Raw genomic sequence first — 11793 nt, 5'->3', positions numbered from 1 at the left:
GTCACGCCTCCAGATCCGGCAGGGGGATGCTCGGCAGGACTCCGGCCGCTGCGGCGATCGCGGCGGGCGTCGTGTCGAGGTGGTCCAGCAGTCCTTCGACGTACGACACGTCGACGCGGACCTTCTGCACGCGGCCGTCGACGTCGCGCATCACGAACTCGCGGAAGCCGAGGCGGGAGGCCGAGTTGGTGTCGGCGGCGGAGAGCGAGGCGAGTGTGGCCTCGTACCCGTCGTTCACCGGCACTCGCAGCAGCCGCAGGGCTTCGGAGGCGATCTCGGCGTCCTCGGCGATGCGGCCGACGAAGACGGTGGAGACGAGATTCTGCACGTCGAGGCCGAGGATGTCGCGGGGGTTCTGGGAGGCGACCAGCGCGGCCAGGTTCCACTTGCGGGAGTCGCGGGCGAGCCGGACCAGGAATGACCGTCCGGACCGCCAGCCCTCCATGAAGTGCGCCTCGTCGAGGCCGACGAGCTTGCGGGACGACATCGAGCCGCCGTAGCAGCGCCGCACTGCGAGCCGGTGCGCGGTGTGCAGCATCGGCAGGGCGAGCGCCTCCTCGGCCGACCAGTACTCCCGTTCGATCTTGAGGTCGGGCAGCCGTAGCCCGGCCATGGTGATCACGGTGAGTGCCGCGTCGGCGCCGAGCAGACCTTCCGGTGGTCGGCCGAAGAAGAGCATGGCCAGTGGCATCTCGGCGGTGTCCAGCAGGAGGTTGGCCAACTCCTTGCCTGCGTCGTCGTCGAGCCGCCCGAGGCAGCTCACCACGTCGTCCAGGGTGGAGGTCTCCTCGGCGGGAACCTGGCGGACGGCGTGCCGGAAGAGGGTGGCGGTCGACGCCTCCCTGGCCACCTGCGGCGGGACGAGCATCATGCAGATGTCCTGGACCAGCATCCGCCGCTCGGCTCGTGCGTTGGAGACCGCGATCTCGAACTCCCGGTCGCCGGCGGCTCCGGTGCCGAACTCGCTGCGCAGCGGCGTCGGGATGAGCGAGTAGGGCGCCAGGGTGCCGTGCTCCGAGCCGGTCAGGTTCAACACCCGGGAGTACGGCCGCAGTTCGGGCATCGCGCAGAGGCGGGCCAGCGGCCCGGACGGGTCGAGCAGGGTCACCTGGACACCTCGGCGGGCAGCCAGGTAGCCGAGGGCGCCGAGCAGGGTCGACTTGCCACCGCCCGGTTCGGCGACGAAGACCGCGAGCCCGGAGCGTTCCCGGACCTCCATGGGGAAGTGCAGGTCGAGGAAGACCGGGCGGCGGCAGGTGCCGGCGGTCCGGCCGATCAGGTCGCCCCGCCGGTCGCCCACGTTCGAGGCGGCCTGGGGGAGCGCGGCGGCCAGCAGCGGCACCGGCATGCGCCGGACGTAGCCGGTGTTGGCGATCGGCTCGCCCGGGATGAACTCGCGGGCCAGCCAGTCCTGGTTCTTCGGGTGCTGCAGCGAGATGCGCAGCTCCCGGGAATAGAGCTGGATGAGCCGGCGGGCCCGCTCCAGGCATTCCTCTCTGGTCCGTCCGCCGACCGCGATCCGGTGCCAGCCGTGCGCACGGGCCGAGTCGACGGGCAGTCCGGTGGTCATCTCGTCGCCGATCACCAGGGCGCGCTTGGCGAGTCGTTCCAGCTCCGGGGGCGCGTCGATGCCGTGCTCGGCGTAGTCGAGTTGTTGCGAGCGGATCATCCGCAGGCGGTGTTCGAGATTGCGGAAGGAGTCGCCGGAGCCGAGGATGTCGACGCGGGTGGAGATTTCCATCGGCCAGGGCAGCCGCTCGTGGAAGTGCAGCCACGGCTCGTGCCGTTCCGGGATCTCCAGCGGCTCCATCCGGCCGACGGCGAGCACGGCCACGTGCCGTTCCTCGCCGGTCATCCGGTTGACCAGCTTGACCGTCGAGCCGTACGGGGTGCGGTAGCGCTCGACCTGCTCGGTCATGGCGAGCAGGTCGCCGCGCTCCCAACGCCCGTCGGTGACCGGGGAGAGGGTGCTCGGCGGCGACATGCACAGCGCCACCGAGCGGTAGAGCAGCCACTCCAGCTCCTGGGCGGTGACCCGCCGGCCGCGCATGCCGAACGCGCCGAGCACCTCGTCGAACTGCTCCACGGTGCGGCCCAGCTTGCGGCGTTCGCCATCGGCGGTGCCCCGGCCGAAGGTGCGCAGCAGCCGCTCGGTGAGCGAGTCGCCGAGGGAACGGCGGGCGAAGGTGACACCCAGGTAGGTCTGCCCCTCCGCGTGGTTGACCGCCATCAGGTGCCGTTGGGCGGCGACCAGGTGATCGGCCCAGCCGGTGGTGCCGGGTACGTCGGGCAGCGGCGCCGAGGTGTGCGTGTCGATCGTGCGCGCCCACTCGTCGGCGGGGAACGGCCGGGTGGTGCGGCGCAGGTGCAGTCGGAAGCCGGCCAGGCCGGCGTACTGCTCGGAGATCGCCGACAGCAGCGCCTCGCGTTCGGCGTCCGGCCGGAACGCCCAGCGGACCTCGGGCAGCCAGTACCAGGCGGTGACGGTGTTCGGTGTGAAGGTCAGGTGACCGGCGATCTCGGTGATGGCCAACTCGACGGACGGATCCCGATCCCCGAATTTGATCTTCGGAGCGCGAACCCGGGTCGGCTTGACCGGTCGGTCTGATCGGCTCGCGGCGCGCTGGCGGGACGGGGCGATTTCCCTGCCGGTGGGCTCGGTGCCGGTGCCCCTGGGCCGGTCCGGGTCGGTGGCCCGGCGCGCCGTGCGCTCCAGAGCTGGCCGGTCCGCGGCGGTGATGCCGGCCGGCTGCTCGATCGGTGCCGTGGGCCGGGCCGGTTGGGCCGCTGGTGCTGCAGTTGGTCGGCTGCTCGGCAGGGTGCCGGCTGCCCGGCCGGCGGGGCCGGTGGTCGCCGCCGGGCCACGGCCGGTGGACGCCTCGGGCTCGTCCGGCGGACGCAGCATCGGTCGTCGGTCGCCGGCCTGATGCGGCACCCGGGACTCGCTGGTCGGGTGGCCACCGCCGTGCCGCGGCTCGACGGGTCGGCCACCTCTGCCCGGCTGGTCGGCGGGCGTCCACGGGGGCTCCAGTTCGGGAACCGCGCGGGCTGGTGCCGGGCTGGCGGTGGGGGGCGGCTGATGCGGGATCGCCGGCTGCTCGCGGGTGCTCGGGCCGGCCGTGACGGCTCGTGCCGTGCCGGGCCGCCCACTGCCGCCGAAGAGGTCCAGGAAGGGGGAGTCGATGTCGGCGTTCTCGCCGGCCGACACGGCGGTGGGCTCGGCGGGCGGCGTCCGGCGGGGGACCGGTCGGGGCGCCTGGAACACACCGACGGCACCGTGGCCGGGCGACGTCACAAGGGCAGGGTCGAGGGCGACCTCGTCCTCGTCCTCGGTGTAGTCGAATGAGTGCGCACGGTGACCGGTCGGCGCGCCTGGGCGGCCGGCCGGGGAACCCGGCGTGGAAGAGCGGCTCATGCGACCGCCTCAGCGACCGTCGGCAGGCCCCTGCCCGCGTCCTGCGACGGACCGTTCGACGTACGTCCGGTCATGCCAGCTCCTCCCGAATCCTGATCCGGCTGCCGACCAGGCGCGGATCGCGCTGCTCGACCGCCGGCTCCCGGGTACGCCGCCAGTCGGTGAGCGCGGTGCGGATGACCACCCGCGCCGGCCGATCGGGGTCGACGTGCCGGAAGATGAACGACGTGGTCACGATGGCGAGCGCGATCTCCCAGGCTGGGAAGAGCTCGACCGTCAACGTGAACAGCCAGTGGATGAACATGTAGAGGGGGACCAGCAGCATGAAGAGCCCGTACTGGGCGTAGGGCAGGTGGACCGGAAGGGTGTAGCCGGGCGGCCCGAGGTAGACCAGGCGGGCCCGGTAGATGTCGTCGTCGGTGCGCAGCCGCATCTGGTGAACGCGCCTATTCGAAGATCAGGTCGATCAGGTAATCACCGACGAAGAAGAGTGTTGCCGCGCCGGCGATGAAGGCGAGCCCGACGATGGCGATCGCAGAACTGGTCAGCACCTTGGAGATCTCGCCCCGGCTGGCACGGCCGATGAAGATGACGCCCAGGACGGCGAGCAGGATCGGCGCGATCTTGCTGGCGAAGAAGGTGACGACACTGTTGGTGTCGATCCCCTTCGGGGCCGGCTCCGCGAGCGGAGTCGACGCCAGGGTGGAGAGCGCGTGGGCGACGCCTGACGACGCCGTCTCCATGAGCTCGAAGGCGATCACTGGAACCTCCCCATAGCGCGGCCGGCGGTGCCGCGGCGGTGCAATAGGCAAGCCTGGCGGGAAAAGTGCTCCACAGGGCATGGCGTTCTTGACCCTGTGTTCGTTACTCACCACGGAGGGTGGCGAGGTTTGGGCGGTTTTCCCCCGCTTCGGCCCTCCCTCCAAGCTTCGCCATCTCGATGCTGGCCAATTCCAAAGCGTACGGGCCGCCCCGGATTGCGACAAGCCGCGAAGGGGCTGCCCGTTACTGCCCGGATGACCGATCGTACACCTGTTCTAACCGGCACGTCAGGGGCGGTGGTGCGGGGCCGACCCGGGTTGCTGGGGGCCGCTGCCGCGACCGGTACCGTCTAGTCGTGACCGATCTGGTGCGGGCTTCGGGCCCGGTGGTGATGGGCGTCCTCAACGTCACACCGGATTCCTTCTCCGACGGCGGACGGTACGCCGACCTGGACGCGGCCGTCGGACACGGCGTCCGTCTGCGCGACGCCGGTGCGCACCTGGTCGACATCGGCGGCGAGTCGACCCGTCCAGGCGCCGAGCGGATCGACGCCGCGACCGAGGCGGAGCGGGTGTTGCCGGTCATCCGCGAGCTCACCGCCGCCGGCGTGACGGTCAGCATCGACACCAGCCGTGCCCGGGTGGCGGAGGCCGCTCTGGCCGCCGGCGCGGCGGTGGTCAACGACGTCTCCGGTGGCCTGGCCGACGCGGACATGGCCCGCGTGGTCCGCGACGCGCACTGCCCGTGGGTGCTGATGCACTGGCGCGGGCACTCCCGGGCGATGCGCGAGCTGGCCACCTACACCGACGTGGTGGCCGAGGTCCGGGCCGAGTTGGCCCAACGGATCGACGCGGCGCTGGCCACCGGGGTGGCCGCCGACCGCCTCATCGTCGACCCCGGGCTCGGCTTCGCCAAGACGGCCGCGCACAACTGGGAGCTCAGCGCCCGCCTGCCGGAGCTGCTGGATCTCGGCTACCCACTGCTGTTCGGGGCCAGCCGCAAGTCGTACCTCGGCGGGTTGCTCGCCGGTCTGGACGGCACGCCGCGACCGACCGCCCAGCGGGAGGCGGCCACCGTGGCCACCAGCGTGCTGGCGGTCGCCGCCGGCGCCTGGGGCGTACGCGTGCACGACGTGCAGGCCACCGCCGACGCGCTCGCCGTCTGGGCCGCGACCGGCAGCCCGCGCCTGGCCGTGCCGCAGGACAGAAATCGAGCGCACCACGATCACGAGCATGAGGTACGGCGATGACGACGGACCGGATCCAGCTGACCGGCCTGCGGGCGCGCGGTCGACACGGGGTGTACGACTTCGAACGCGTACAGGGGCAGGACTTCGTTGTCGACGCCGTCCTGGAGTTGGATCTCGGCCCGGCCGCCGCCAGCGACGACGTCGCCGCCACGGTGCACTACGGCGAACTGGCCGAACGCCTGGTCGCTGTGGTGACCGGCGAGCCGGTCAACCTGATCGAGACCCTCGCCGACCGGCTCCTCGCGGTCTGCCTGGCCGACGAACGGGTCGACGCCGCGACGATCACCGTGCACAAACCGGAGGCTCCGGTGCCGCACACCTTCACCGACGTGGCAGTCACCATGACCCGGACGCGTACGCGGTGACCCGGGCCGTCCTCTCGCTCGGCAGCAACCTGGGCGACCGCCTGGCGCACCTGCGCACGGCCGTCGCCACCCTCGGCGACGCGGTGCTCGTGCTCTCCGGGGTGTACGAGACTCCACCGTGGGGCGACACCGACCAGCCGGCGTACCTCAACGCGGTGGTGCTCGCCCAGGACGAGAGCGCGACCCCGCGCGACTGGCTGGAGCGGGCCCGCGACGCGGAGCGCGCGGCCGGCCGGGTCCGTGACCCGCAGCGGCGGTTCGGGCCGCGCACCCTCGACGTGGACGTGATCGCCGTCTGGGGCGACGACGACGAGCCGGTGCTCAGCGACGACCCGGAGTTGACCCTGCCGCACCCCCGGGCGCACCTACGCGCCTTCGTGCTGCGTCCGTGGATCGACATCCAGCCGTACGGTCGGCTGCCCGGTCACGGCTGGCTGACCGACCTGCTGACCAGCGGCCCCGCGGCGGACGAGGCGTTGGAACTGCGTCCCCGGCCGGAGTTGGCGTTAGAGTCGACGGCATGACCGAGCGGAACCAGCCGGCATGACGCAGGCGAAGCCCCCACCCCGCGGGTCGGGCCCGGACGGGTCCCGGATGGGCCCCACCCGGATCTCGACGCTGGTCGTGGCCGGGCTGGCCGCGGCGGCGGTGTCCTGGCTGCTGATCAGCACCCTCTACTACAGCGGCATCCCCCGTCTTCCCTGGCTGCCGGTGGTGACGCTGGCCGGGCTCGCCGTGCTGGAGGCGTACGCCGCGATCAACACCCGGGGTCGGATCGAGCGCAAGCCCGGCCGGGACCCGGTCAACCCGCTGATGGTTGCCCGCTTCGTGGCGCTGGCCAAGGCGTCGGCCCTGGCCGCGGCGATCTTCGCGGGCTTCTACGCGGGGCTCACCGGCTGGCTCTTCGTGGAGACCACCCGCGCCGCCCTGGACGATCGACCCGCCGCCGGTGGTGGCCTGCTCGCCGCACTGGCGCTGGTCGGTGCCGCGCTCTGGCTGGAGCGCTCCTGCCGGGTGCCGGAACGCCCGGACGACGAGCGCGAGCAGGACCCACGGGAGAGCCGCCCCGGCCAGCGCTGAGCAGGGGGTTACGCCCGGCTGCGGGCGCGGGTACGGTGCCTGCGATCGGAGAGCAAGGGCCGCCCGGGGTCCGTCCGCGCGCCGGACTGGGACGGTCGGGCACTGGGGAGGCGGCGTCATGGGGTACGAAGAAGCGGACCGGGACCGGTCGGCCGAACCCTCGTCGGGGGTGCCGGCCGCCGTACTGCAGAACGTCTTCGACGACCCCACCCAGGGCGAGCCCGGCCGGGACCGGATCGGCGTGCACCTGGGGTGGGAGCTGCTGCTGCTGGCCGGGCTGGCTGTCGTGAGCTGGCTGCTCTGGCAGGAGGATCCGGGTGCCGTGCGCGACGACAACCTGCGCACGCTGCTGATCGACGCGGTCGGGTTGGGGTTGCTCGCCCTGGCCGCCGGGCTGAGCCTGCGTGCGGCAGCACCGAACCTGGCCGTCGGGCCGATCGCGGTCGCGGCCGCCCTGCACTACGCCGAGCAGGGTGATCGGGGCCTGCCGGCGTCGATCGGCCCGGCCGTGGCGGTCGCCGCGGTGGGCGGGCTCGTGCTGGCGCTGGCCGTGGTGGCGCTGCACGTGCCGGGCTGGGCCGCCAGCCTGGCCGGCGCCGCCGCGGTGGTGGTGTACATCGAACGTCGTTCGGCCCCGGTGCTGGTGCAGGGCGACTACGACCCCACCAGCAGCGCCGGTTACCTCTTCGCCGGCTTCGCGGCGGTGGCCGTCCTCGGCGGGCTGTTCGGCGCGGTCCGGGCGATCCGCCGGCTCGTCGGCCGGTACCGACCGATCGCCGATCCGGCCCGTCGGCGGGGCGCGGTGGCCGGCGCGGTGACCGCCGTCGCGCTCGTCGTCTCCACGGTGCTGGCCGCTCTCGCCGGCGTGCTGCTCGCCGCCAACGATCCTGGGCCGGTGGCGCCCACCTCGGGGCTGGACTGGACGGTGCTGGCGATCGGCGTGGCCCTGCTCGCCGGCACCAGCGCGTACGGTCGCCGGGGCGGCGTGTTCGGCACGTTGCTGGCGGTCGGCCTGGTCACCGTCTTCCAGGTGTACGCGCCGGAGCGCGGGTGGACGCTGAGCAACTGGGTTGTCGGCGGGGCGGCGCTCGGCGTCGGGCTGCTGGCCACCCGGCTGGTCGAGACGCTCGGGCGGCCCCGGCCGGGCAGCTCCGAGCGGCCCGAGCCGGTCAGCGACGGCACGATCAGCTCGGGCTGGACGATGCCGCAGCCGCAGTCCGTCGACAACTGGCCTCCCACGCTGCCGACCCAGGCCGCGCCCCAACCTGTCGACCCGTGGCGGGATCCGCGGTGGGAGGACAGCCCGCGGCGGTGGGACACCGACCAGCGGTGAGCCGCGTCGCGTCCGCCGAGCCGGAGCTGATCTCGACCGTTAGGCTCGGCGACATGACCGACACACCTGCCGCCACCCCGGGCGGAACCTCGTTCGAGGAGCTTGACGCGCTGTCCACCGAGGAGCTGCGGGAGCGGGCGTTCGCCCGGGCCCGGGAGCGTCGGGACGTGGGCTTCTACTGGTCGGTGCTGCGCCACCTGCCGAACGCGGACGAGGCCACGGTGCTGGACGGCGCACCCAACTCGATCGGCCCGACGATCGACGAGGCCAACGCGCTGTGGCGGGAGTTGACCGGTCACGGCTACGAGGAGGCGGCGCCGCTGCTGCGGGCCGCCTTCATCGACTACCTGATGAAGCACTGAGCCGCTCGGGGCGGCCCAGGTCGGCCCGAGCCACCGGTTCGGGGCCTGGGCCTGGGCGGATCGCGTCGCTCATCCACCGCTCCGGCCCGGTCAGCCGTTACGGCACGGCCGCCGGCACCGGCGCGCTCGCCGTGTTGCTGCTGGTCGGCATCTGCGGCAGCCCGGCGTACACCCGCTGGGCCGGCACCCTGAACGACCCGGAGTCGGCCGGCGCCTTCTACGGCCGCCTGCTCGCCTGGCCGGCCTGGCGGCTGGACGCGGACGGGCAGGCCGGGGGGTTGTTCGCCGCCGACCTGCGGGCCGTGCTACTGGTGGTTCTCGCGGTGGCCCTGCTCTACCTGCTGCCCGCCGCCCAGGTCGCCCGGGTGCCCGGCCCGGTCAGCCAGTTCTTCTCCGGCTGGGCCGCTTACGTGCTGGCCGGCGGGTTGGCCGCCGTGCTGGCGGCGCTGCTCGGCCCGGCACCGTCGCTGCTGGGGGCCCTGCAGGACGCCAGCACCGGTGCCGGTTACGGCTTCCTCACCGGGTGGATCATCGGCATCGCCAGCCTCGGCGGTCGCGCCTGACCCGCCCGGGGCGGGGCCGGGCGTGGCGGTCGCGCCTGACTCGACCGGGCCTGGTCAGCTGGCCGGGCGGCCGAGGTCGAGGAGTCGCTGTCGGGTCAGCGCGCCCACCGGCCGGCCGGCGTCGGTCACCAGGAGCCGGTCCCGGCCCGAGGTGAGCAGGACCGCCAACGCGTCGTACGCGGAGCCGTCCACGGCGACGGTGGGCAGGTCCGGTGCGGCGTTCTCGGGCACCGGCTCCAGCGCCTCCCGGTCGATCGGGGTGACCGCCAGCCGGCGGATGCCCCGGTCGGCGCCGACGAACTCGCGTACGAACGGAGTGGCGGGTGCGCCGAGCAGTGCGGCCGGCGTGTCGTACTGCTCCAGGTGCCCGCCTGCGGAGAGCACCGCGATCCGGTCACCGAGCCGGACCGCCTCGTCGAGGTCGTGGGTGACCAGCACGATCGTCTTGCGCACCTCGGCCTGCAGGCGCAGGAACTCCTCCTGGAGGCGGGCCCGGACGATCGGGTCGACGGCCGAGAACGGCTCGTCCATCAGCAGCACCACCGGGTCGGCGGCGAGCGCGCGGGCCACCCCGACCCGCTGCCGCTGGCCTCCCGACAGCTCGTGCGGGTAGCGACCGCCGAACTCGGCCGGGTCCAGCCCGACCAGGTCGAGCAGCTCGTCGACCCGGGCCCGGGTCTGGCCCTTGGGCCAGCGGAGCAGGCCCGGCACTGTGGCCACGTTGGTCCGCACCGTCTGGTGTGGAAAGAGGCCGACGTTCTGGATCACGTAGCCGATTCGACGGCGTAGTCGTACCGGGTCGGCGTCGGTGACGTCCTCGTCGCCGAGCGTGATGCGGCCGGCGGTCGGTTCGATCAGGCGGTTGATCATCCGCAGCACTGTCGACTTGCCGCAGCCGGACGGGCCGATCAGCACCACCAGCTCGCCGGCCCGGACCTCCAGGCTGAGGTCCCGGACCGCCTCGGTGCCGTTCGGGTAGCGCTTCTGGATGCCCTGCAGGGAGATCGACGCCGCGCGAGGGGATTGGGCCACGCTGGCAGCCTCCGGGGTAACGTCCACGTATGTCCTTCCGCCTGAGCTACCGGGCCGACCCGGGTAACCCCTGGTTCTCCTGGCAGTACGTGCGGGACAACTCTGACACGATCCTCGCCGCGGTGCGCGAACACGCCTCCCTCACCGGGCGAGCGGTGTTGATCGCGGTGCTGATCGCCCTGCCGTTGTCCGTGCTGGCGTACTGGGTCCGTCCGCTCGCCGGTCCGATCCTCGCCGTCAGCGGGGTGGTCTACACCATCCCGTCGTTGGCGCTCTTCGCGTTCATCGCCCCCTACCTGGGCACCGGGGCGACCACCGTGCTGGTCGGGCTGGTCCTCTACGCGCTGCTGCTGATCGTGCGCAACGTGGTGGCCGGCCTCAACCAGGTTCCCCCGGAGGTTCGCGAGGCCGCCGAGGGCATGGGTTACGGCCGGTGGAGGCGCCTGTTCCGGATCGACCTGCCGCTGGCGCTGCCGGGCATCGTGACCGGCGTACGGCTGGCGACCGTCTCGACGGTGGCGTTGGTCACTGTCGGGGTGCTGGTCGGGCACGGCGGGCTCGGGCAATTGATCTTCGCGGGCTTCCAGAACAACCTCTACAAGGCCGAGATCATGACCGCCGCGCTGCTCTGCGTGGCACTCGCGGTCGTGCTCGACCTGCTGCTCATCCTGGTCGCCCGACTGGTGACCCCCTGGTCCGGTCGGAGGGCACGGTGACCGTCGCGGCGAACCCGGTCGGCCAGGCGATCACCTGGATCAACGACCCACTGAACTGGACCAACCCGGGCGGCATGCTGGACCGGCTCGGTGAGCACCTGACGATCTCGGCCCTGGCGGTGGCGCTCGGCTGCCTGGTGGCCTGGCCGCTCGGGCTCTGGCTGGGGCACCTCGGCCGAGGCGGCGGCCTCGTCGTGCTGATCTCCAACGCCACCCTCGCCATCCCCACCCTGGCGCTGCTGACCATCCTGCCGGTGGTCTTCGCCAGCGGCTTCGGGAAGACGCCAGTGGTGGTGGCTCTGGCCGTCTTCGCCGTGCCGCCGCTGCTGGCCAACGCGTACACCGGTGTGCGGCAGGTGGACCCGGAGGCCCGCGACGCGGCGCGCGGAATGGGTCTGTCCGGCGGGCAACTGCTGCGTCGGGTGGAGCTGCCGCTCGCGGTGCCCTATCTGGCGGCCGGCTTTCGCACCGCGGCGGTTCAGGTGATCGCGACCGCGGCGCTGGCGTCCTTCGTCAACGGCGGCGGCCTCGGCCAGATCATCCGGACCGGCTTCGGTATCGGTATCGCGGCTGGCGGCGGCCAGATCGTCGCCGGCGGTGTGCTGGTGGCCGGGCTCGCGCTGCTGGCCGAGGTGGTCCTCGGCGGCGTCGAAAGGCTTGTCACCCCCAAACCGCTGCGGCGCGGACAGCAGCGCCTGGGCCGGCCCCGGGCCGCCGACGCCACCGGCAGCGCCTGACCCGTCCGGGTGAGTCCGGGTCGACCTGGCGACCCGCTCCCGTCCAATCGGTGACGATGGGGTGACGAAGTCCATCCCAAGTTGTCGGTCGGGTGCGGAGCATGTTGGGTGGACATTCGCGGGCGACCGACAGTCAGGATCGCCCGTCGGACACGCGGCCGGCCCGGGACGGGCCGCGC

General features: G+C 73.0%; 13 protein-coding genes. 9 read left to right on the top strand and 4 right to left on the bottom strand.

The annotated features are described in order from the left end of the window. Position 1: 1 nt before the first annotated feature. From ABZU74_RS07685 to ABZU74_RS07675, 3 genes are all read right to left on the bottom strand, one after another. Entirely contained in the window at positions 2 to 3415 is a 3414-nt protein-coding gene (locus ABZU74_RS07685; RefSeq protein ID WP_355419560.1) for an ATP-binding protein, read from the bottom strand. A 70-nt stretch (positions 3416 to 3485) separates the two neighbouring features. Next, positions 3486 to 3848 carry a hypothetical protein gene (locus ABZU74_RS07680; RefSeq protein WP_053654782.1) on the bottom strand — a complete coding sequence of 121 codons (363 nt, stop codon included), beginning with the start codon at positions 3846 to 3848 and terminating at the stop codon, positions 3486 to 3488. A 13-nt stretch (positions 3849 to 3861) separates the two neighbouring features. Continuing rightward, positions 3862 to 4176: a hypothetical protein gene (locus tag ABZU74_RS07675; protein ID WP_074315118.1), complete on the bottom strand. Its 315-nt coding sequence runs from the start codon at positions 4174 to 4176 to the stop codon at positions 3862 to 3864. Positions 4177 to 4532: 356 nt separating this feature from the next. On the opposite strand from ABZU74_RS07675, the gene folP reads away from it, so the two are divergent. From folP to ABZU74_RS07640, 7 genes are all read left to right on the top strand, one after another. Further along, complete coding sequence (folP, locus tag ABZU74_RS07670) at positions 4533 to 5426, top strand: dihydropteroate synthase (RefSeq protein WP_355419558.1); 894 nt, start codon at positions 4533 to 4535, stop codon at positions 5424 to 5426. Then, on the top strand, positions 5423 to 5791 hold the full coding sequence (gene folB / locus ABZU74_RS07665; RefSeq protein ID WP_355419556.1) for a dihydroneopterin aldolase: 369 nt from the start codon (positions 5423 to 5425) through the stop codon (positions 5789 to 5791). The genes folP and folB overlap by 4 nt, the downstream gene beginning before the upstream one ends. Then, a complete protein-coding gene (gene folK / locus ABZU74_RS07660) occupies positions 5788 to 6315 on the top strand; it encodes a 2-amino-4-hydroxy-6-hydroxymethyldihydropteridine diphosphokinase (protein ID WP_355419554.1) in 528 nt (175 codons plus the stop codon). Before folB ends, folK begins: the two co-directional genes overlap by 4 nt. Positions 6316 to 6334: 19 nt before the next feature. After that, positions 6335 to 6871, top strand: coding sequence for a DUF3180 domain-containing protein (locus ABZU74_RS07655; protein WP_355419552.1), 537 nt, complete (start codon positions 6335 to 6337; stop codon positions 6869 to 6871). A 118-nt stretch (positions 6872 to 6989) separates the two neighbouring features. Further along, positions 6990 to 8204 carry an ABC transporter permease gene (locus tag ABZU74_RS07650; RefSeq protein WP_355419550.1) on the top strand — a complete coding sequence of 405 codons (1215 nt, stop codon included), beginning with the start codon at positions 6990 to 6992 and terminating at the stop codon, positions 8202 to 8204. Between the two features lie 53 nt (positions 8205 to 8257). Further along, positions 8258 to 8566, top strand: a complete 309-nt coding sequence (locus tag ABZU74_RS07645) for a hypothetical protein (protein WP_355419548.1) — start codon at positions 8258 to 8260, stop codon at positions 8564 to 8566. A gap of 131 nt (positions 8567 to 8697) precedes the next feature. Continuing rightward, complete coding sequence (locus ABZU74_RS07640) at positions 8698 to 9129, top strand: hypothetical protein (protein ID WP_355419546.1); 432 nt, start codon at positions 8698 to 8700, stop codon at positions 9127 to 9129. A gap of 54 nt (positions 9130 to 9183) precedes the next feature. On the opposite strand, the gene ABZU74_RS07635 is transcribed toward ABZU74_RS07640, so the two are convergent. After that, a complete protein-coding gene (locus ABZU74_RS07635; RefSeq protein ID WP_355419544.1) occupies positions 9184 to 10188 on the bottom strand; it encodes an ABC transporter ATP-binding protein in 1005 nt (334 codons plus the stop codon). 2 nt (positions 10189 to 10190) lie between these two features. Between ABZU74_RS07635 and ABZU74_RS07630 the strand changes: the two genes are divergently transcribed. Beyond that, entirely contained in the window at positions 10191 to 10877 is a 687-nt protein-coding gene (locus ABZU74_RS07630) for an ABC transporter permease (RefSeq protein ID WP_355419542.1), read from the top strand. Beyond that, positions 10874 to 11614: an ABC transporter permease gene (locus ABZU74_RS07625; protein WP_355419540.1), complete on the top strand. Its 741-nt coding sequence runs from the start codon at positions 10874 to 10876 to the stop codon at positions 11612 to 11614. Before ABZU74_RS07630 ends, ABZU74_RS07625 begins: the two co-directional genes overlap by 4 nt. Positions 11615 to 11793: the final 179 nt, after the last annotated feature.

The organism is Micromonospora sp. NPDC005171 (assembly GCF_040608575.1).
GTDB lineage: Bacteria > Actinomycetota > Actinomycetes > Mycobacteriales > Micromonosporaceae > Micromonospora.
This window is presented reverse-complemented; position numbering and strand designations above follow the sequence as displayed.